Source organism: Algoriphagus sp. AGSA1 (assembly GCF_021390545.1).
Taxonomy (GTDB): domain Bacteria; phylum Bacteroidota; class Bacteroidia; order Cytophagales; family Cyclobacteriaceae; genus Algoriphagus.
The window spans coordinates 197287-219473 of sequence record NZ_JAJUWR010000006.1; the positions used below are offsets into that span (position 1 = coordinate 197287).

Here is a 22187-nt window from a genome sequence, read left to right on the forward strand (position 1 = left end):
TTTTATACTATACAAAAGTATACCAATACCTTTTAGGAAACAAGTATATTTAGTATAGTGATATTCGTAAACTTGCATTATATCTTAAAAACAACATCAGATGATTTTAATCACAGGAGCAACAGGAAATTTTGGGTCTAAAGCGATAGACCATTTGTTAAACAAAGGCGTGCCTGTCAGTGGAATTGCAGCTTTGGCCAGAGAAGGGGAAAATGCCACTGCTCTAAAGGAGAAAGGTATTAGCGTAAGAATAGGGGATTATTCGAATATCGATTCAATGATATCAGCGTTTAAAGGTGTGGATAAATTACTCCTAATTTCCAGTAGTGATCGTGGAGCAGTCGAAAACCGCACCAAGCACCATATTAATGCTATCACAGCCGCCAAGGAAGCAAACGTTAATCACTTAGTCTACACGTCATTTGTTAGAAAGTCCGGCCATGAACATTCAGCTATTGCTGACTTTCAGAATTCTCATGTGGAGTCAGAAAACTTTCTTAAACAAAGCGGTATGGATTACACCATTCTTCAAAATGGAATTTACCAGGAAATGATAAGTGCATTTGTTGGTGATAAGGTATCTGAAACAGGCACTATTTTATTTCCTGCCGTAGAAGGTAAAGCAAGTTGGGTTCTTCGTGAAGAATTGGCCGAAGCTGCCGGTAATATCTTGATATCTACAGGTCACGAAAATAAAACATACAAGTTGACCAACAATACATCAGTGGGTTTTAGTGAAATAGCGAAGTATTTCTCTGCTGAATTAGGTAAAAATGTCCAATACCACTCACCAGATGTTGAAGACTTCAAAACAATTCTTCAAACTGCAGGTGTGCCTGAAATGTACATAGGGATGTTTGTGATGTGGGGTAAAGCAGTAGCCGAGGGTATGATGGATTTAGAAGACAATACATTGGAATCAATACTAGGAAGAAAACCTACTTCCGTCAAAGTGTTTATTTCTCGGATTTATGGGTGATTGATCTGCGTTTTAAGCAAATTTTGAATGAGGGAGGTCATTATGGATAGAACACAGATTCTATCTAATCGCAATAAGGATCAGTTGAACAACTGAGGTTGACATAAGGAGATCTGAGGCTTAATTGAGTTTTGCGGATAAATCGCTTTGGACCGGTACTATTCCCTCTTTCATTCCGTTCTAACAATTAAATACAAGCCTTTTATGATAAATAAGAAAAAAGTATTGTTAAAGGCAAACGAAGCGGTTTCCAAAGGAGACAACGAGGGCTTCCTAAGTCATTGCACCGAAACAGTAGCTTGGGTTTTTGAAGGGGATACCACTATCAGAGGAAAGGAATCCCTTAAAAAATGGATGGGTGAAAATTATACCAAGCCACCTCAATTTCAAGTCAAAAGATTGATTGAAGATGATGAATGTGTGGTGGCGATGGGTGCTATTTCCTTGAAAGATAAAACTGGAGTAGTTCGTGTATATTCCTACTGTGATGTATGGCAATTCGATCAGGGCAAGATGGATATGTTAAATGCATTTGTAGTAGGGATTTGAGTCGTTAGCAAAATAAAATATCATGAAGAAGTTTAAAATTGGAGAAGGGGTAACAGTGAACAGTGGGCCAATGAAAGGGATTTATGGCAATGTGGTTTGGTACAATGAAGAGAATGGGGAATACCTAGTAAGGTTTACAGGACAACAGCAATTGTTTTATACTGCGGATGAGATTATAGCCTGGGAGTAATTTACAGCTGTTTAAAATTCATTAAGTAAGGATTTTAAGGAGCTCTATGGTGCTAACACTTTGCTTTTAGCCTTGGATTTCACCAAGCCTGAACAGGGGAAGTCTGCGCTGAACTATGCATTTGATTATTTTGGAAGGTTGGATATTGCCTTTAATAATTCAGAATACTCCTTGATCGGTACTATAGAAGAATCTGGACCTGATGATGTCCGCACACTTTACGAAACCAATGTTTTTGGGCTATTGACGGTTATCAAAGCTGCTTTACCATTGTTGAGAAAGCAGGGATATGAACATGTTTTAGGCACATCGAGTAATCTATGACCTATCACTCTACCGATGATAATACACGGACGGGATACTATCAGAATGTCAAAAACTACAAAATAGAGGAGGAGAAAATGAAGTCCATCTTATTCGGGAGCCAACACAAATCAAAGGGCAGAAAGCATTTGACCTGCGTCAAGCAGTTTCGGCTGATGGGATAGAAATACTAGGATACAATTGATTTGAATCCGGTGGGTCGTTTGATCTATCTTTTTTTATAGCCTGAAAATCCATCTATTACCTTTCCAATAACTCAGAAAAGCTGATTCTGATAAGCTTTAAATTATTGGATCCACAAACAAGGATTCAACTCCCTGTAATGGGTTGGGTTTTTAGTTCTTATTATTTTGATACAAAGATAGGTGCTCCGGTAGGGGAGAGCAGCAGACTACGGAAAGCTTTCATAATGCGATCATTTAAGTTAGAGGTTTTTAGGATGCCGTATTCAGGTGCTACGGGAGTAAGGAAGCAGGAAATGGAATAAACAGCGCAGCAGCTGTAAATCAAGCAAACAATCTTATCCAAGTACCAGCAATTACCTTGGGATATCATCCCAAAGTAAAAAGAAGCCAACGTCCAATTTCGAGTTGCCCAAGACAAGTATATGAAGTCCAGTATGATTTTTGGGATAAAGACACCTTGGAACTGGCTGAACATTTTCAAGTCGTGCTGTTAAACAGAGCCAACAGTGGGACTTGGGATTTGTACGCTTTCAAAAGGTGGAACTGCCCGCACAGCTGATGCCAAATTGGTTTTTGCCATGGCGCTAAAGGTAGCCACCCACTCTATAATAATTCCGTACGACCATCCGCTATGAAACTTAATGCCTACCGATCAGGATAAAGGATTGAGCAAAAGGTTGGTGAATAGTTGAAATCAACCATTTTCCAGAAGCCTAGATTTATAGAATATTTTTAAACTAATAAGATAGCTAGTCTCGTCTGCTTTAAGTTTTTTATCAACCAGATAATGGTGTTCAATTATGTACGGTCAGTGTTTGATTGCGCTCAGACATTTTGGAGAAACAAGACTATTTCAGAAGGATTACAGCCTCATCGCTCTGTCATTTAAATACTACTTTCTTCCGAGTTTTCTACCAACGTTTGAAAATCAACTTCATACGCTTGATCCAATAGTAATTGATAATCCCTGCAGAAATTTTTGTAAGCAGATAGGGCCAGGGATTTTTTGCCCATTTTAAATAAGGTTACGCATTTTACCCGCAAAGCCTCTTCGTTTAGGGGATCAAACTTTAGAACAGTGTCAGATGCTTCGGCAAGCAGGGATTCATCTTGGAGCTCGTCAAAAAGAAGGGACATATATTCCAAAACCTTTGAGGAAAAATTATTCTTATAAGTGTCCATCCAATTGGTCTGTATAGATGGGCAGATCACTCCATTAGCAGTGTAGCTTAGAAATTCTTGTATTTCCGGGATGGATAATCTTTCTTTCTGCTTAAGCTTTTCAATTTGGGTGATGCAAAACTCCAGATCAGAAAAGAACTCATTACTGTGTTCTATTTTCCAGTAGGAATTGTCATGAGTCAGTTGGATGGAGGGTGATACCTTCTCCATTACCAGCCTTATTTTGCTCAGGTTTACATTTCTGTTGTTCCGGGCTTTTGTAGCGGATTTGTCGCTCCAGAGTAATTCCGTGAGTTTGTCGGAAGAAATCCCTTTTTTGTCCAGAATAGTAGCCAGATATATCAGCAGAAACAATGCTTTCAACGTAGGTGTAAACTGGCCGGTCAGGTTTTCTCCTTGCGCATTGAATATTTGGAAGCCACCCATCAGATAAACCGCAGGAAACTTTTCGGGTGTTTCTTTCAACGGATACACATCCGACACAAGTGTATTTTGAGGCTTTTCGGATTGGACCGATATTTCATTTTCTGGAGCTGGCTTCTTTCGGCTTTTAGTTCTAAAAAATATCGCCAGTCCCACTACGCCAAGGATTAAAACAGCCAACACAAGTAACAGAAAGTTATTTTTTCTTTTAAACTCAATCTGTATTGCATCATCCAATGTAAGTGGCGGATACGCAATCTGGTAAAACTGAATCAGGGAATCCACTCTCGTGATGGCTATTATTTTGGATTGACTAGCCTGATAATACATATTGGCCCAGCTCCGGGTATCCAGAAAATTATAAGGAATAGAATCCTGATAAATCTGTAGGTAGTTCTCACTAATGCCAAACTCTGCAATTTTCAAATGGGTATTGAAATTCACATTGTTGTAAACCAACGTGACAAATGACTTTCCACTGTCCAAGGTGATGAGGTTGGTGATTGGTACAAAAGGATGTAGATCACTCTTTATTTCTTTTAGTTTGGTTACACTGTTATCTCGCAGGCTTATAGAATACAAATCATAATAATGTTGGGAATTGATTCCTTGTTTACCACTCTGGCTTCCATAGCCTCCAAAAACCAACAGACTATTTTCATCCAGTTTACCCGTTGCCGTCAGGTACCTTGGTGGAATGGTGTTAGAGAGATTGATGGAGTCCCAATTACCGGAGGCTATGTTTAATCTGTTTAGATTGGACTTGTACGTATAATGCCCATATCCACTGAATGTCACGATCTCATCTTCGGTAGGAATAAATAGGTTGGAATGGTGCCAAAGATCGGGTTCGGGGCAGGTATCAGGCGCATATTGCCAGGAAAGGTTCTGTAAGTCAAATCGGTTTACGATCGTTTTGTCAAAAGAATAGGAAAGTATTTCCTTCGACATAGGATCGTAAACGAAATTATTTTCCGGACAGGGGTAAGGATTGCCTACACTATACTTCAACTCCCTGATTTTGGTATCAGATGCCGTATAAAGAAGTAGGCTTGATTGTCCCAGTATGAAAATCGAATCAGAATTCGGTGTGCTGGTAATTCCTAGGGTATTAGGAAGAACGTATTCACCGGATTTCTTCCATTTCAGGTGTTCATCGATTTTCCAGTTGGGATAGGATACAGTGGCTATGTCCTGCTTGACCAGGTCGGCCACTTTATTTTCTCCGTGTTTCTTCAGTTCCCAGTGCCTAATCAGTTTATCCCCCACTTCGATTTTGACATCCTTCAAGGTCATGGGACATACATCCGTATTGAGCATTTTGGACACGGTGCTTGCGCCAAATACGACCTGCAGTGACTTAATAGCGTCAATGTCAAGTGGATCTGTGGTGTGCTGGATACCGTTGATACTAAGGGTTATCCTGTTGTTTTCCGTTTGATATCCTAGATTGATCTTTACCCATTGGTTATAGATTTCTCCTCCCAAATCTTCCCAATAAAAGGCAGCTACCACCTTGTTTCCCACCACCAGCCAAAAATTCTCCGTTTCTGAAGCCAGATTCGAAACCAGATCTATAGGGACATTATCATTTGTCAGCATTTTGAAGATGTACCCATAAAAACCGTCTCCGTCCCGGAACTGTACATCAAATTGAAAATTGAGATCTCCATTTACTTTCAAAGGTGAATCAGGGGTTAGGTTGAGGGAGGTTCTTTTATCCTGGATTACTTCGTGGGAGTAAAAGTAGAGGCCGGAATTTAACGTGGATTGGGCAACACATATGTTGGATGCCAGAAGTGTAAAAAGAGAAAGTAAGATAGTTAGTTCGCGGACTTCCACAGAATAAGATTTGCTAAGGTATATTTTTCGATTTCCAACAGATGTTCTGTAGCACTACAGTTATACTTGAGTTAAATCTACTGCTTTGCATACTATCAATGTTACACAAATTGGCTCGAATGGGTTTATAGTTAAAATTAATCAATTATCAGAAATGCGAAACAATATTCAAATACATGCTTCAATTGAGGATTGAAATTTTGAATTTTCAGTGGATTTTCAACTTTTTTCAATTTTTGCCTACAAAAAAGTAGGGCATTAAGCGAATATTAAGCGCATTTTAATTGCCTGGACATTCATTTACGATGTATTTATTTCAATTCATAAAACAATACCCAAAATGAAAAACACTATACCATTTCAAGTTATCTGGCATCCAGCCGGGCATTTTTTGTATCCAAGTCACTTTTTCCATCAAAGGACAAAATAGCAGTCGGTCTCCTTCTTTGATCCAGTATCAGGGAATCTTACCATCAGTTAATATCGACTATTTCCTTAGCCAGAATCCGGCCTTGGAGTACAGTCATAACTATAATCCTTACCCATAAATGCCTATGATTAATCTACTACGTCCAAAAGACAGCAGTCTTTTCAAGCTGCCCAATTCTCAATTAACAAATTCTTTTTCAACCCAATAACCCTCCTGCCATGATAAAAAATAAACCTAAAATTTTGGTAAGCAGACTGAAAGTTCCCATTCTGCTGCTGCTCAGTTTACTGATAGGAATTCCTGTCTGGGCCCAGACTGGGAATGATGAAAAAAAGGAGATTACCGGAACGGTGGTCGATAACAGCAATGACCCGCTGCCGGGAGTCACAGTTCTCTTGAGAGGAACCACTGTCGGTACAGTGACAGATGTTGATGGGAGTTTTAAACTATTGGTACCCAATCAGGGCGCCATCCTCGACTTTAGTTTCATCGGATACAAAACCCAATCTATTGAAATAGGAAATCAGAGCCGGCTTTCAATCACGATCGAAGAGGACATTGCCGGACTGGAGGAAGTAGTGGTCATCGGCTATGGCACTCAGAAGAAAGAATCACTTACCAGTGCGATAAGTCAGATTGATTCGGAGGAGATACAGACCACCACTAGTTCCAGCCTTGCACAAAAGTTGCAGGGTAAGGTTCCAGGACTTCAAATTCGTCAAAATTCCGGGCAACCGGGAGAATTTAATACCTCCATCAATATCAGGGGGTTCGGTGGAGCTCCATTATATGTAATTGATGGAATTCCCAGAGATGGTGGGAGTGAATTCCAACGCTTGAATCCGGATGATATTGAGAGTATTTCGGTGCTAAAGGATGCCTCGGCCGCAATTTACGGTGTCCGCGCAGCTAATGGCGTAATTATCGTTACCACCAAAAAAGGGACTAAAGGAGCTGCAAAATTCAATTACAGCGGAACAGTAGGGTTTCAGACACCGACTGGAGTTCCCCTGATGGCGTCTGCATCACAGTGGGCTCAGATGAGAAATGACGCAGCTCTTTTCGGTACTGGAGCTCCTTTTTATTCCGAGGAGATTCTCAACAATTACATCAACTCCGCTCCAGGTTATGAATCTATCAATTGGTATGATGAAACCCTGAAGGATAAGGCCTGGCAATACCAGCAGAACCTCAGCGCCAGTGGAGGCAATGATCAGGTGAGCTATTTTATCAGTGGTGGATACTTCAATGAGCAGGGTTTGCTGAAGACAAATGACATCAACTATAAGCGCTATACCCTCCGATCAAATATCACCGCTAAACTTTCCAATTCTCTGGAAACACAGGTTTTTATCGCCGGAAAAATAGACAAGCGCTCTGATCCTGGAGAAAATTTCTTCAACATTTTCAAAGGTACACGGACTACTTTGCCCATTGAAAGACCATTTGCCAACAACAATCCGGAATTCCCGTCCGCGGTAGGATCAGGGCAAAACCCGGTAGCACTGGCAGACCGCGACTTGACTGGCTATAATGAGACAACTGATAAAAACATTCAGTCTTCTGTGGCCTTGAATTATAAAGCGCCTTTTCTTGAAGGCTTGACCATGAAGGGATTGGTGGCTTATGATTTCACCTCTTACCTAAACAAGAATCTGTTCAAAAGCTATAATCTCTACAATTATGAATCTGAAACCGATGACTATGTAGTTCAGAAGCAGCGAGATGGAAACGCAAATATTTCAAACTATAACTCTGATTTTAACCGCATGACTCTGCAGGCTCAGGCTGCTTATAACACAACAATCAATGAGGATCATTCTATCGGTGGTGTTGTTGTTTTTGAACAGCAACAGACCTGGTCCAGGTGGGTATCAGCACTTCGGTACTATGATTTTTTTACCACCGACCAGATCAATTTTGCGGGATTGAATAACCAACAGGCTGGAGGATTGGAGGAACAGACAGCTCGGGTATCCTTTGTCGGGAGGTTCAACTATGACTATAAGGGTAAGTACTTGGCTGAGTTCTCATTCCGTGAAGATGGTTCTTATCGCTACCATCCTGACTCCAGATGGGGATTTTTTCCGGTTGGATCCTTAGGTTGGAGAATTTCGGACGAAAGCTTTATGAGTGGTACTACAGGCTGGCTATCTGATTTAAAACTTCGTGGATCTTTTGGGGTAGTGGGAGAAGATGCCGGCAACCCATTCCAATTTGTAAGTGGATATACTACCACCGGGGGAGGTGGGTATGAATTTAATGATGGCCAATACACAGTAGGTGCAGGTTCTCCGGCAATCGTTAACCAAAACCTCACATGGTTTACATCGGAAATTCTGGATTTAGGCTTTAACCTAGGACTCTGGGATGGAAGATTTGCGATGGAGTTTGATGTGTATCAGCGAAACCGGGAAGGGCTGCTTGCTTATAGAAACCAATCGCTTCCCAATACATTTGGAGGTACTCTGCCACAGGAAAATCTTAACAGTGATCAGGTCAGGGGATTGGATATGATGATTGCCTACAGGAATGAAGTCAATGGATTCAGGTACGGCATCAGCGGAAATTTCAACTATGCGAGAACTAAAAATCTGTATGTAGAAAGAGGTGAATTCCTAAATAGCATGGACAGATGGAGAGGTGGTAATATAGACCGGAACAATGATGCAGTCTGGGGATTCCAATATTTGGGGCAATTCGAAAATGAAGAAGAGATAATCAACGCACCCATCCAAAATGGCTCTTTGGGGAATATCCGTGAGCTACCAGGAGATTTCAGATATCAGGATGTGAACGGGGATGGTATCATCGACGGCAACGATATGCTTCCCACTTTCTGGAATGGTACTCCGAAGATGTTTTTTGGTCTTACACTGAATGGTGCATACAAGGGCTTTGATTTTAACTTTCTGTTTCAGGGAGCAGCCAAATATTCAGTTAGATTCAATGAGGTCTATGCAGAAATCCTTGCCTTTAAAGGTTCGAATACTCCGGCTTATTTCTTTGATAGGTGGCGCAAAGAAGATCCAAGTAATCTGGATAGCGAATGGATACCAGGCACATGGCCTGCATCTAGGCTGATTGAGAATGTTGGGATGATCTATGCAGAAAGTGAAATGTGGAGAAGAGATGCTTCTTATGTAAGATTTAAAAGTGCCGAAATCGGATATACGGTAAATGCTTCCGCTCTCCAGCATGTCGGGCTTTCCAGTCTTCGTGTATTTGGCAATGCGCATAATATTTTCACCATCACTGATCCTTTTGTCAAGGCTTTCGATCCAGAGAAATTGGAAGGCCTGTTCAATGCTGGTTTTACCTACCCATTACAACGCAGTTTCAACTTTGGAATCAGCGCAAACTTCTAAACTATCAGATATGAAAAAGATATATTATTCCATATTTAGTCTGATTGCCTTGCTCATCCAGGCGTCCTGTTCGGGTGTATTAGATAAGCAGCCACTGGACAGGATTCAGGGAGAACAACTGTTCTCAGACCCCGAGGGGGTAAGGCTATACATGGCAAATCTGTATTCCCAGCTTCCAGTCGAGGATCTCGCATACTTCAGAAATGGTTTCAATGTCAATGGAGGGGATCCCAATAATGGGGGATTTGCCGTAGCCATGCTAACCGATGAAGCGGTTCATTCCGAATTCGGTGACTTCTTCCGAAATGAGGATATCGCCTGGTGGGAACCTGCCTATAAATTGATCAGGGATGTCAATCAACTGATTGAGATTGTTCCGGAGATCGACGTGACTGAGGCTGTCCGCAATCAGATTCTAGGCGAGGCTTTATTTATTCGTGGCTATGCCTATTTAGGTTTGGTCAAGCGATACGGGGGAGTTCCTTTGATCGCTGAAGCTCAGGCTTACTCTGGAGATATAGAATCATTGAAAGTACCAAGATCCACCCAGAAGGAAACCTGGGATTTTTTATTGAATGACTTAAAGAACGCCAGTGAGTCACTTCCGGAAATTTGGCCGGGTGGGGAAAGAAGGGCGACTAAATGGGCTGCACTTGCCTTGATGTCTAGGGCTTCATTGCATGCAGCATCTATTGCGAAGTATGCTGCCAAGGCTCCTCTTTCTGGCGATGCGGCAGAAGCAGGTTTGGTGGGACTGAATACAGCTGATGCGAATGCTTACTATCAGATCACCATTGTTTCCGCTGATGAGATTATCAAAAGCGGGTCTTTTGGCCTTTATCAACCCAATCCATCCAATCCGGAGGAGGCTGCTGGGAACATTCAGGGAATGTTTCAAAATCCGAATATTGCACTGACCGAAGCAATATTTATTAAGGGATTTGCTATTCCCGGCAATAACAGGGGGCATAACTATGATATTTGGTTTGGTCCTGCCCAGTTGGCAAATGGCTGGCCGCACCCGGGAAGGATGAATCCTACGCTGGAATTTGTAGAACAATACGAAACCTATGATAACCCTGGGGAAATTACTCCTTTGGAGACCCGGACTGATGGTGTCACATCTGATTATAATGGCTACAATGCCAGTGTGGACTACATCCGATATGATGACCCTGAAGCTTTGTTCGCCAATAGAGATGCTAGGTTCCATGCTACGGTAGTGGCTCCGGGATCCGAATGGAAAGACAGGGAAATTATCATTCAGGCTGGATTTATCAAGCCAGATGGAAGTCCTGTAATCCGAACCAAGGATCAGATTGAAGTGAACGGAAGGATGTTCTATTCCTACGGGGCGGAGAATACTTCCCAATATTCAGGATTTGACACCTTCGGTGGTAACAATACCCGTACTGGTTTTTCTTTTAAAAAGTTTCTGGACGAGGATAAAGCCGTAGTCCCTGGCTGGAATCAAAGCACAACGGATTTCATGGACATCCGCTATGCAGAGGTGTTGCTCAATTATGCTGAAGCAGTAGTGGAAAGCGGTCAGGGAGATTTGGCTCTTGCCGAAAAGGTGCTCAACGATATCCGACGCAGAGCCGCCCACACTGTAGAGGTTCCGCTTACGCTGGAAAATGTTCTAAGAGAAAGAAGAGTAGAGTTGGCATTTGAGAATAAGAGGTACTGGGACCTTATCCGAAGAAGAACGTATGAAGAGGAATTTACAAACAGAAGGAGGCATTCTCTGTTTCCCGTTTTGGACCTGAGAGCATCCCCGCCTGTCTATATTTTCATCAGGGAAAATGTCCCGGCAATGGAAGTGCAGAACTTCCAACCAAGATTCTATTATAGACCAATACCTGGAATTGGCGGAAACGGCCTGATTCAAAATCCATCTTATTAATTACATCTGACATATTATGAAATCGAGCATGAATCATGTATCTCATAATGGGATGATTATAATACATGCGACCTGCCTGCCGCCAGGGAGGGATTTCATATGGCCTTTAAAAGACAAATTATAAACACATGAAATCGAGCATGTCGAAGGCGACACACAAAGGGATGATTATTCCCCGGGCGAGATTCCATGTGACCATTGAAAAACAATTATAAACACATGAAAAATCAATTATATATCCTGGTTTTGTTTGCAGTAGGCTTATTCTCCTGTGAGCTGGACAATTACGATGCGCCGACTGCAAGTATCTCAGGAAGATTCGTAGATGCCCAAACAGGCGAACTGGTAGAGCAGGACCTGATCGACGGAACAGTGATCCAGTTGGCAGAGCATGGCTATGATCCTGTGGGTTTGCAGTATCTGATAGTGAAAAATGACGGGACTTTTGAGAATAAGCTTTTGTTTGAAAATATGTATACCGTGCAGCCGGTCAGGGGAAATTTTTATCCCTTGGATGAGCAGGTGGTGAAAATCGCTTCGGGTACCACACTGGATTTTGAAGTGACTCCCTACCTACGTATTGTCAATCCGCAGATAACGTATTCTAACGGAATAGTTACAGCAACCTTTAGCATTGAACAGACAGGCGCTGCCAACGTCAGAAAAATCGGACTGTTTGCCCATCCTAACCCAGTAGTAGGACAGCCGGTACAGGTCTATTCCGTAGAAAATGACCTGAACAGGGATGTGACTGAAGACGAGGTTTTTACCATTGAAATTGATGTTATAAACAACAGTTCGATTTTTGGCAAGTACAACGATTTCTTCTTCCGGATTGGAGCTATTGCCAATGCAGCCGAGTCAAAGTATAACTATGTAAGCGCTGAACGGATCACACTTTAATCAACATGAACTATTCTAAAATCAACATGAACTATTCTAAAATGATCATATCTTATTGGATTTCAATAGTATTGCTTAGCAGCTTCGGGTGTTCAGATTCACCTGGGCCAGCCCCTGTCCAAAACCCTGATCCCACTGATCCTCCGACTGACATAGTCTATGATGAAGAAGGATTGTTCTTCACAAGTATCGATGGGTTGGTGATGGCAGGTTATCAGGGCTGGTTTGCGGCGGAAGGGGATGAATCAAACCGGGGCTGGTATCATTACAGGGCAGGATGTGGTTTTTACCCTGGATGCTCTACCATTGACATGTGGCCGGATGTAAGTGAATATTCCAAGACTTACCCTACGGATTTCAAATTCCAGAATGGGGAAACGGCTAGGTTATTTAGCTCCTATGATGCAGAGACTACAGATTTACATTTCAAGTGGATGGAGGAATATGGTATTGATGGTGTGTATTTACAACGGTTTGTAGCTGAAGTCAGGGATTCAAATCCAGCCGGTAAAAGACATTTTGACAAAGTCCTGGAAAATGCTTTGGCAGCAGCAAAAAAATATGGTAGGGCTGTTTGCATTATGTATGACTTAAGCGGTGCAGAAAGTGAGGAAGTCCGCGACTTTGTGGAGAAGGATTTTTTTGAATTAGTCAGTAAGTATAAACTCTTTGACAACGAGGAAAATCCCACTTACCTGAGAGAAAACGGGAAGCCTATGGTAGCTGTATGGGGGGTAGGGTTCAATGATAACCGGAAATATTCCATTGATGATGCTTCAGTTTTGGTCAATAAACTCAAAGGGTCTAGAAATAGAGTTTCTGTCATGTTGGGAGTTCCTTATTGGTGGAGATCTATGGGGAATGATACTGAAAACAACCCACAGCTCCATGAGGTGATCAAAAAAGCCGATGTTCTTATGCCTTGGGCTGTAGGGAGGTACAGTTCTGAGAATTATGCTTCCGTCTCCTCCCAAACGCTCGTTTCTGATTTGCAGTGGTGTGAATCCAATGAGGTGAAATATATGCCTTTGGTCTTCCCGGGCTTCAGTTGGGGGAATATGAATGAAGGTGCAGAATACAATGCCATTCCAAGACTGAAAGGTGATTTTTTCTGGCAACAGATCAACGGAGCTGTTAAATCCGGTGCAGGATCATTGTATGTCGCCATGTTTGATGAAATCGATGAGGGAACCTCTATTTTTAAGGTGCTTCATGAGGGGAGTACCCCATTAAACGGAGATGGGAAATTCATAGGTATCGAGCCCGAACTTCCCTCTGACCATTACCTCTACCTGACAGGTGAAGCAGGGAAATGGTTAAAAGGAGAGACTGGCTTTACCTCATCACAGCCTCATAGACAATAAATTGCGGAAGAAGCGGGGAGTTTTGCCACCCCTTACAATGACATCAATCAACTAAATTAATTCAATGAGTTTTCAGATAAAATCATCAGACGACAGCTATGATGTGATCATTGTAGGCTCCGAGGAGGAGGCATGGCTTCCAAAATCCTTTCTGAAGCAGGGCTTTCTGTCGCCGTGTTAGAAGCCGGCGGTGACTTTGATCCCGCAAAGGATGAGGACAGAACCCAGCTGCGCCCGCCCTGGGAATCCCCGAGAAGAGGCGCCAGTACCAGAATTAGGCCATTTGGTGATTTCGATGCAGCCATAGGTGGCTCGGATATAGAAGGTGAGCCTTACACCCGTAATGACGGTACCAAATTCGACTGGTTCCGATCCAGAATGGGAATTCTTCCGGATTTGATTGATAGGGAAAGATACAATGAAGACGGAGTAGGTGGGATGCATATGTACACGCCTTGGTGGGGTGACAACAAGAAACTGGACTTTGCCCGCGGCTACCATATAGAATACTGGGGTGGGATGACGCAGCCAGCCTATGGTACCGGGGGAAGCATGAATTCCATGCGCCAGTATATCAAAGATGAGTTTGGCGAGCCGAGCCAAAACGGAGGCTACGGAGTGGGCATGAAAAAAGATATCCGGCGACTCTACGGCTCCACTCTGGGCATGTCTGGCCGTAGGGAAAGTGTGCCTGATATCAGTCAGTGCATTACAGCAAGGCATTGAATATTTTGAGGATTTGGAAAAACTACCCAAAGACCTACGGAATACACATATTTTATTATTTTAAAAGCTGGTCTAGTTGTGCTCTGAAAGACTTACTGATGGGTACGGTGTATTTATCAATATTGATCTGGTTTCCCTCAATGCTTTTGATGTGCTTTTGCGACACCATGAACGACCGATGCACCTGGACCAGACCTTCGGTTGGGATATGTTCTGTAAGCGAAGACAAGTTCCCGCGTATCGTGATAACTTCTTCTTTCAACACGATTTTTACATAGTTCCCGGAAGCTTCAACAAAGAGAATTTCATCCAGTTCTATTTGTACATGTTTGCTGTTTGTGCGCACAAAGATTCTACCTGGCTTTGTTTCCGGAACTTCCTCAATTGGGATAGGAACTGGTTTGGAAGGTTTTAAACATGCCTTATTTACAGCTTTTACAAATCGCTCAAATGAGAAAGGCTTCAGCAAATAATCCACTACATTCAGTTCGTAGCCTTCCAATGCATATTCTTTGTAAGCAGTCGTTACGATTACCTTGGGCGGATTAGGAAGTGTTTTAAGAAATTCAAAGCCTCGAAGCTTGGGCATATTGAGATCGAGAAAGATCAAGTCAATAGGATTAACGGACAGATATTCTATTGCTTCAATGGCATCATAGCAATCCCTCATCACCTGTAGGTTGGGGAGAAGCGCGCAATATTTTCTGATGATGTCATGGGCAACAGATTCGTCATCCACTATAAGGCATTTAACGCTCATAATCTAAGTTTAAGTAGGGTACAATACAATCCTGCGTTTGGATCCATGGATATTATGAGTTCATGTCTATTGTGATAAACTAATTCCAGTCTCTTTTTCAGATTTTTTAGTCCAATACCGTCATTTTCGTCTATCTCCTCCGGATCAAAGTTGTTTTCAATTTTAAAATCAAGCAATTGCTTTGTGGCTTTTAAGTGGACGTGTACAAATGCATTGGACCTTAGTTTTTCCACACCATGTTTGAATGCATTTTCCACTAGTATGATGAACAGCAGCGGCATGATTTGAATGTTTCGGTCATCCGCATCTACATCAAAACGAATATCAATACGCTTATGGTACCTCATTCGATGTAGATCCATGTAGTTGTCCAGATAGGCGATTTCATCAGCTAATGTAACCCAGTCATTTTGTCCCTCATAGATACTGTAGCGCATCATGTCAGAGAGTTTGAGGATCAGCTCTTGGGCTTTCTCGGTGTCCTGGCCGACCAGACCATAGAGGTTATTCAAGGTGTTGAAGAAAAAGTGCGGATTTACCTGGCTTTTCAAATGCATTAATTCAGCTTGCTTTTTTTCTTTTTTGAGCCTTAGGATAGCTTTTATTTGGATCACCAACCATCGGATCAGCCAGATTGCCATGGAAGTGAAAAACAAAAGAGAGAAAACTATTAACTCATCTGTCTCTCCAAAAGCATCATTGAAAACTAGAATTAAAATGGTGGTTATAAGGAAAAAATAAGGCACCAGCCTTTTAAGAAATTGCTTGTTGAAAGATTTTTGAAAGAAAGTCATCCTACGAAATTAATCAAAAACCTGCAGGCATCGGGTCTATGTTGCAGACGTATGCATGGGTGTGACCGATTGACTAAAAATAGGTACGAAGTTCTTTGACCCCAGAATTTCACTGGTTCAAACCACCTATTAATACGTCTATCCCAGTTCTTTTTTTTACCCTTTTTCTCCACCTAATCTTGGGTTAAAAATAACGACACATGGACAATCTGATCATTACTGACCTTTCCAAAACATACAAAAACGGGGTGAAAGCTCTTCAGAATATTTCATTACAAATTCCTAAAGGCATGTTTGGACTGCTAGGACCTAATGGCGCTGGCAAGTCAACACTCATGCGTACGATTGCAACGCTGCAAGAAGCTGACCATGGCGAGTTAATGCTTGGAGGACTCAATATTCAAACACAACCTAATGAACTGCGAAAAATATTGGGTTATCTGCCACAGCAATTTGGTGTATATCCGGCGCTATCTGCAGAAATGCTTTTGAGCCATCTGGCGGTATTGAAAGGAATTATACACAGAAAAGAGCGCAAAGAAATTGTACTCGCTCTTCTTAATAAAGTAAATCTGTATGAAGCACGGAAGCAAAAATTGGGTGAGTTCTCTGGGGGAATGAAGCAACGTTTTGGCATTGCACAGGCATTGCTGAATAATCCAAAGCTTTTGATTGTCGATGAACCAACGGCAGGTTTAGATCCTGTCGAGCGAAACCGGTTCTACAATCTTCTAAGTGAAGTGGGGGAACAAACTATTGTGATCCTCTCCACTCATATTGTTGATGATGTGAAGGAACTATGCACCAAGATGGCCATCATCAACAAAGGCCAAGTGGTCATACAGGGAAATCCCATCGAAATAATAGCAAGCCTTAATGGGCGGTTGTACGAAAAGACAATTCAAAAATGTGAGTTGGAACATTACAAAAAGGAATATCATGTAATCAGTGATCGCCTGTATTTGGGAAAACAATTGGTGCATGTGCTCAGTGACTCCCATCCTGGGTCTGACTTCAAGCCCATTGAAGCCAATCTGGAAGATGTGTACATGTCTCAAATTTTCAAATCCTAATCTCAAATCATCATGCTTTACGAGTTTTTCATATTCGAATTTAAGTACCGATTGAAGCGGCCGGAGACGTATTTCTTTTTCCTACTTCTGCTTTTGTTCTCTGTAGCAGGCACTGAATTCATTTTTCAGGGGATTGATTTAGGATTGGTGAAGAAGAATTCTCCCCTGGTAATTGCTAAAACCATGGGAGCCATTACCGGCCTGTTTATGATCATTGCTTCGATGATTATGGGTGTTCCTGTACTGCGGGATTTTCAATACGACGTTACGTCCCTTATTTATGTCAATCCAATCTCCAAGAAGGATTATTTAGTAGGACGTTTCTTGGGATCCTTTGCCGTACTACTTTTTATTTTCAGTGGGATACTTTGGGGAATGATGATTGGAGAATTTATGCCCTGGAATGATCCAAACGAATTTTTGCCTTTTCAATACATGAATTACCTTCAACCCTTTTTGTGGGTTGTTTTACCCACCTTGTTTTTTGGCGCCTGTGTGTTTTTTGCGACTGGTGCCCTCAGCAAAAATCTGATGGTTGTATATACGCAAGGGGTAGTCATATTTGTTTTGTTCATGATTACCAAAGGTATTACCAACGAGACGCTTCAAGCCTTGCTGGATCCTTTTTCCCTTACCACATTGACAAGAGCAAGCAAGGAGTGGACGGTTGCGGATAGAAATTCTATGCTTATTCCTGTGTCAGGTATTATGCTGCTCAACAAACTCTTCTGGATAGGGGTGGGTTGCTGGGTGTTGATGGGCGGCTACATCAGGTTCAAGCTGATGGTGGTAAATGAAAAGGCTTATTATAAAAAGCAGATACAAAAAGTCAAATCCTTGCCACACACATTTACCAAGAGGCTGCCTGCTATATCCCCTGACTTTCATCTTTGTGCACAGATCAGACAGCTACTTCTCAACACTTGGTTTCATGGCGTTTCCATACTCAAGCTTAAATCCTTTTGGGCAATTATCCTGTGCTGTTTCATCATTATTCTTGTCAATTCTGTCAGCCTGGGCACCTCCTATGGCGTGGATAGTTATCCAACCACATATCTTATTATCGAAGAATTGCGGGAGATGTCCATTTACTTTTTCATGATCATGCTGGTTTTTTATTCCGGTGAAATAATGTGGAAGGAACAGGACGTAAAACTTGACCTCATTCATGATGCCACTCCTGTTTCAAGTATGGTAAATGTTGGTAGCAGGTTCCTTGCATTACTGCTCATCTATGCCCTTGTCATGCTTTCACTCATTGCAGCTGGAATGCTGTTTCAGACATTAAATGGCTACCATAACTACGAATTGGAGGTTTATTTCTTTGGGTTCTTTTTGGAGTTATTTCCATTTCTGGCCTTGTATACTTTTGCGGCGATGTTTTTTCAGGCGCTTACCGGAAATAAGTTTATGGGCATGCTCGCCACCATCGCGTTCGCTATCATCAATGTAGCCATTGGCGTTTTCGGTTTGGAACATGCCTTACTCAACTTTGGTGGACATGCGCTGGCCACCTACTCGGATATGAATGGTTATGGCCACTTTCTGCCTGCCTATCTCTGGGTGAAACTCTATTGGGTCTTGTTTGGAGTGCTGCTCTTGATCTTCGCCGGTATGTTGATGGTCAAGGGCAACGAAACGGGCCTAAGAAAACGATGGATAAGTGGACTCAAGCAAATAGGGAAACCTCTCGCAGTTTTTGGTTTAGTTTGCTTCATGCTCTTCCTCATTATTGGAGGCTATATTTTTTACAATACCAATGTGCTGAATGAATTCTGGACTAAAGGTGAACAATCCAGTTTTAGAGCGGAATACGAAAAGACGCTGAAGCAGTTTGAATATATTCCACAGCCCAAAATAATAGATGTGAAACTGAATATTGATCTATTCCCATCCAAAAGAGCCTATGAAGTAGCAGGATATTATGTTGTCACCAATACATCGCAAGAACCCATTCGTGAAGTCCATGTTCAAAAGTTAATTGAGTCAAATGTCGAACTAACGGATGTGACCTTTGATTGCAGCATGAAGGTAAACAACACGTATTCTGACTATCATTATACCATCTACGAATTAAGCGAATCTCTAGCGCCCGGTGATACACTGAGAATGAATTTCAGACAAACCTTATATCCAAAGGGGTTTGAAGCAGATAATTCCGTTTCGGATGTGGTATATAACGGAACCTTCTTCGACAATACTGAACTGCCGGGTTTTGGTTATCAGAAAAAATATGAACTGCAGGATGAGGATGATCGAACCAATTTTGGGCTGCCTCCAAGATTCCATAAAGCCAAGCGCAATGACGTGAGAGAATTGGTAAATGCCCGCAGTGGAAGTGATTCAGATGGTACCACATTAGAAGTAATAATCAGTACAGAAGTGCCACAAACAGCACTTACCTCCGGTGATTTAGTGGCAAAATGGAATAAGGAGGATCGCAATTATTTTCACTACAAAACTAATCAGCCAATCATCCACTTTTATCCCTTTGTATCAGCTCACTATGAGGTAATGAGAGATACCACTATTCCATCTGGCAATACTGTGGAGGAAGTTGTGGATTTGGAGATTTATTACCATAAAGGTCATGAATACAACCTCTCACGAATGATGGAATCGATGAAAATGTCGTTGGATTATTACAGTACCCATTTCAGTCCGTACCAATACAGACAACTTCGAATCGTGGAGTTTCCAAGGTACCGAACTTTCGCCCAATCGCTACCTGGCATCATTCCTTTTTCGGAGGCCATCGGTTTTATTTTGGACATTGATGATGAAAAAGATGTGGACATGGCTTTTTATGTTACGGCGCATGAAGTGGCTCACCAATGGTGGGGCTTACAACTCGAAGCAGCTAACGTGCAGGGACAGAACATGATTTTGGAAACCCTGGCACAGTATTCTGCCATGATGGTGTTCAGAGAAAAATACAGTGATGAGAAAGTTCAACAATTTCTGAGGCTCCAATGGGATGACTATACAGAAGCTAACTTAAAGTTCAATAAAGAGGAACTGCCTTTGGCCTTGGTTGAAAATGAGGAACATATTTATTACAATAAGGGAGCACTGGCTATGTACGAATTCCAGAAGCAGATAGGGGAAGAAAATGTGAACCTTGCTTTACGGGATTTTCTGAATGATTGGCATTCACTCGATAATCCCAAAAAGCCAAGTCGCTACGCAACCACCTTAGATTTAATTCAATATTTTCGAGAAGTGACTCCGGATTCTAAGCAACATGTTATTACAGATTTGTTTGAACAGGTTAATACTATAGGGCAGGAGCCGAGTTGAGTAGAATTCTATTCACCACTTAAAGGGATGGATAAACTATAAACAAGAAAACTAACTAATTCTAAAAACTAGAGAACTATGAAAGAAATCAACCCCATCAACATATTGGAGAAATTCTCCATGTTTGAAAAGCTCTGGACTCCCCATATCATCGGGGAGCTCAATGGACAATATGTCAAGCTTTGTAAACTCAAAAACGACTTTGTCTGGCACAGTCACGATAATGAAGACGAACTTTTTATGGTGTTTAAAGGAACCCTTCTGATGGACTTTAGGGATGGCCGGACCGTTGAAGTCAAGGAGGGAGAAATTCTAATTGTCCCAAAAGGCGTGGAACACCGTCCACATACGAATGGAGAAATCGTTTTGAATCTGCTCTTTGAGCCTAAAGCCACACTGCACACGGGCAATGTAGAAGATGAGATGACAGTCAAAGAATTGGGTTGGATTTAAGCGAGTGACAAAATCAATAAATGCATAGCTCTTAGATCAAAATCCTGCAGATTGGTATTCACTTCGGTACAGCTTTACTCATTATCAAGTTGAAAGTACTTCCAGTAGAGCAATGGATCTTTTGTCTACCGAGTTATTGGTGTTTCTGATTTAGGGATACCTGATGTTCTTTTTAGCCGATGCTTTTAAAGAAGGGATTACGCTACAGGAGGAAAACGATCTAATAAGTTAATTATGCCAATCATAATCAACTTAGATGTGATGTGCTTGCAAGGAGAAAAATGCAATCGAAGGAATTATGTGAGATTCTTGGAATCACCCCTGCAAACCTTTCGATTTTAAAAACCGGAAAAGCCAAAGCTATTCGTTTTACCACTCTTGAGGCTATTTGTGAGGCATTGGAATGTCAACCTGGTGATATTATAGAATATAAGAAAGACTAAATCACTAGGGACTTGAAATCCATAGTGATTTAGTTCTAAGGCATAAAATCGCTTTATTTTTCCTTTCGTAGTAAGTTTTAGGGCGTATGTTATCTTGGCCGATCCCACGACAGGGTTCCAATCGGAGACATTTATTTTTCTCTTTAATGAGATTCCTTGATGAACTTTAGCTCATTGGCCTTTTCTTTGAAAAACATCTCCATCCTATCCCTAAATTCTTTAGGAGTAATGTACAAATTGGCGGTTTCCAGATCGCTCGACTCAAATTCGAGAAGCCATTCCCTTAGCCCATCTCTTTTGTCAATTAGCACATCAAAGGCAATTCTTTCAAAGTATTGAGTTAGTTCGACCTGATACTGCAGCATCTCATTCCAAACATCTTGCTGATCTTCAAAAACAGGACCTTGTAGAAGCTTCACTGCTGACTTGGCGTATGGAGCAATATTTCGGCTTTGGTGTTCCATTGGCTATCTGGTGAAAATGATTTGCGGCAAGTCAAGGTATTTTCTTTCCGTTAAATTGAACAGAATGCTTTCCCGTATCTTCTCATTGATAAAAAATTTGTTGTTGGAATTTACAAGGGTGACGTAAGCCAAGAGTTCTGCCAAGCCTTTATTAAGCCCTTTTTCTTTCACTACTTCCTGAAGTGAAACCTGCGATCTTGACTGCAGTAGATGGTGTATATTGGCCAATAATTGCTGCTTGTCTATTAAGTCGGCATTGTAAATTTTTGACAGATCTTCCAAGTCTTCCAGTTCAAGTTTAGCCTGTTCTGCCTTCGCAATAAAAGAATTGTTTTCTGGCCTCTCCCCAAGCTTACGCTCCAAGGGGAGATAAATTTCAGGGTTTCCCTGTATGTCGAGATAATACTCTTTTTTTGCATAATATTCCAGACCGTCCAAACCGGGAAATTTTAAAACCTTTACTGTACTTCGATTTACAGGAGCTGAACCTCAATTAAGGAAAAATAAGGAATTATTGGTGAACCAAGGC

General features: G+C 41.7%; 16 protein-coding genes and 3 pseudogenes. 14 read left to right on the plus strand and 5 right to left on the minus strand.

Annotated features, from left to right (window positions below):
* Positions 1 to 100 precede the first annotated feature (100 nt).
* From LZF95_RS06325 to LZF95_RS06345, 5 genes and pseudogenes are all read left to right on the plus strand, one after another.
* A complete protein-coding gene (locus LZF95_RS06325) occupies positions 101 to 979 on the plus strand; it encodes an SDR family oxidoreductase (protein WP_233754136.1) in 879 nt (292 codons plus the stop codon).
* 204 nt (positions 980 to 1183) lie between these two features.
* Positions 1184 to 1528, plus strand: coding sequence for a nuclear transport factor 2 family protein (locus LZF95_RS06330; protein WP_233754137.1), 345 nt, complete (start codon positions 1184 to 1186; stop codon positions 1526 to 1528).
* Between the two features lie 22 nt (positions 1529 to 1550).
* The gene (locus LZF95_RS06335; RefSeq protein ID WP_233754138.1) at positions 1551 to 1718 is read left to right on the plus strand and encodes a hypothetical protein; all 168 of its coding nucleotides are present in this window, start codon (positions 1551 to 1553) and stop codon (positions 1716 to 1718) included.
* A gap of 39 nt (positions 1719 to 1757) precedes the next feature.
* Positions 1758 to 2042 (plus strand): annotated as a pseudogene (locus LZF95_RS06340) (SDR family NAD(P)-dependent oxidoreductase); the annotation flags it as partial.
* On the plus strand, positions 2039 to 2206 hold the full coding sequence (locus tag LZF95_RS06345; RefSeq protein WP_233754140.1) for a hypothetical protein: 168 nt from the start codon (positions 2039 to 2041) through the stop codon (positions 2204 to 2206). The pseudogene LZF95_RS06340 and the gene LZF95_RS06345, both read left to right, overlap by 4 nt.
* Positions 2207 to 3112: 906 nt before the next feature.
* Here the strand turns inward: LZF95_RS06345 and LZF95_RS06350 are convergent.
* Positions 3113 to 5674 (minus strand): hypothetical protein, encoded by a 2562-nt coding sequence (locus LZF95_RS06350; RefSeq protein ID WP_233754141.1) that lies wholly within the window; start codon positions 5672 to 5674, stop codon positions 3113 to 3115.
* 648 nt (positions 5675 to 6322) lie between these two features.
* Between LZF95_RS06350 and LZF95_RS06355 the strand changes: the two genes are divergently transcribed.
* From LZF95_RS06355 to LZF95_RS06375, 5 genes and pseudogenes are all read left to right on the plus strand, one after another.
* The gene (locus LZF95_RS06355) at positions 6323 to 9472 is read left to right on the plus strand and encodes a TonB-dependent receptor (protein WP_233754142.1); all 3150 of its coding nucleotides are present in this window, start codon (positions 6323 to 6325) and stop codon (positions 9470 to 9472) included.
* A gap of 10 nt (positions 9473 to 9482) precedes the next feature.
* Positions 9483 to 11378 carry a RagB/SusD family nutrient uptake outer membrane protein gene (locus tag LZF95_RS06360; RefSeq protein WP_233754143.1) on the plus strand — a complete coding sequence of 632 codons (1896 nt, stop codon included), beginning with the start codon at positions 9483 to 9485 and terminating at the stop codon, positions 11376 to 11378.
* 219 nt (positions 11379 to 11597) lie between these two features.
* Positions 11598 to 12281, plus strand: a complete 684-nt coding sequence (locus tag LZF95_RS06365) for a DUF3823 domain-containing protein (RefSeq protein ID WP_233754144.1) — start codon at positions 11598 to 11600, stop codon at positions 12279 to 12281.
* A 5-nt stretch (positions 12282 to 12286) separates the two neighbouring features.
* The gene (locus LZF95_RS06370) at positions 12287 to 13645 is read left to right on the plus strand and encodes a glycoside hydrolase family 71/99-like protein (protein ID WP_233754145.1); all 1359 of its coding nucleotides are present in this window, start codon (positions 12287 to 12289) and stop codon (positions 13643 to 13645) included.
* A 64-nt stretch (positions 13646 to 13709) separates the two neighbouring features.
* A pseudogene (locus LZF95_RS06375) lies at positions 13710 to 14338 on the plus strand (GMC family oxidoreductase); the annotation flags it as partial.
* Between the two features lie 88 nt (positions 14339 to 14426).
* On the opposite strand, the gene LZF95_RS06380 reads toward LZF95_RS06375, so the two are convergent.
* Positions 14427 to 15131 carry a LytTR family DNA-binding domain-containing protein gene (locus LZF95_RS06380; protein ID WP_233754146.1) on the minus strand — a complete coding sequence of 235 codons (705 nt, stop codon included), beginning with the start codon at positions 15129 to 15131 and terminating at the stop codon, positions 14427 to 14429.
* A complete protein-coding gene (locus LZF95_RS06385; protein WP_233754147.1) occupies positions 15128 to 15925 on the minus strand; it encodes a sensor histidine kinase in 798 nt (265 codons plus the stop codon). The genes LZF95_RS06380 and LZF95_RS06385 overlap by 4 nt, the downstream gene beginning before the upstream one ends.
* Before the next feature lie 200 nt (positions 15926 to 16125).
* Between LZF95_RS06385 and LZF95_RS06390 the strand changes: the two genes are divergently transcribed.
* The 4 genes and pseudogenes from LZF95_RS06390 to LZF95_RS06405 all read left to right on the plus strand — a co-directional run bounded on the left by LZF95_RS06390 (position 16126) and on the right by LZF95_RS06405 (position 21194).
* Positions 16126 to 16998, plus strand: coding sequence for an ABC transporter ATP-binding protein (locus LZF95_RS06390; protein ID WP_233754148.1), 873 nt, complete (start codon positions 16126 to 16128; stop codon positions 16996 to 16998).
* Positions 16999 to 17010: 12 nt separating this feature from the next.
* Positions 17011 to 20298: a M1 family aminopeptidase gene (locus LZF95_RS06395; protein ID WP_233754149.1), complete on the plus strand. Its 3288-nt coding sequence runs from the start codon at positions 17011 to 17013 to the stop codon at positions 20296 to 20298.
* 78 nt (positions 20299 to 20376) lie between these two features.
* Positions 20377 to 20751: a cupin domain-containing protein gene (locus LZF95_RS06400; RefSeq protein ID WP_233754150.1), complete on the plus strand. Its 375-nt coding sequence runs from the start codon at positions 20377 to 20379 to the stop codon at positions 20749 to 20751.
* A gap of 234 nt (positions 20752 to 20985) precedes the next feature.
* Positions 20986 to 21194 (plus strand): annotated as a pseudogene (locus LZF95_RS06405) (helix-turn-helix domain-containing protein).
* Positions 21195 to 21337: 143 nt separating this feature from the next.
* On the opposite strand, the gene LZF95_RS06410 reads toward LZF95_RS06405, so the two are convergent.
* Together LZF95_RS06410 and LZF95_RS06415 are read right to left on the minus strand one after the other, a co-directional pair.
* Positions 21338 to 21658, minus strand: a complete 321-nt coding sequence (locus LZF95_RS06410) for a DUF4194 domain-containing protein (protein ID WP_233754151.1) — start codon at positions 21656 to 21658, stop codon at positions 21338 to 21340.
* A gap of 3 nt (positions 21659 to 21661) precedes the next feature.
* On the minus strand, positions 21662 to 22096 hold the full coding sequence (locus LZF95_RS06415) for a DUF3375 family protein (RefSeq protein WP_233754152.1): 435 nt from the start codon (positions 22094 to 22096) through the stop codon (positions 21662 to 21664).
* Positions 22097 to 22187: the final 91 nt, after the last annotated feature.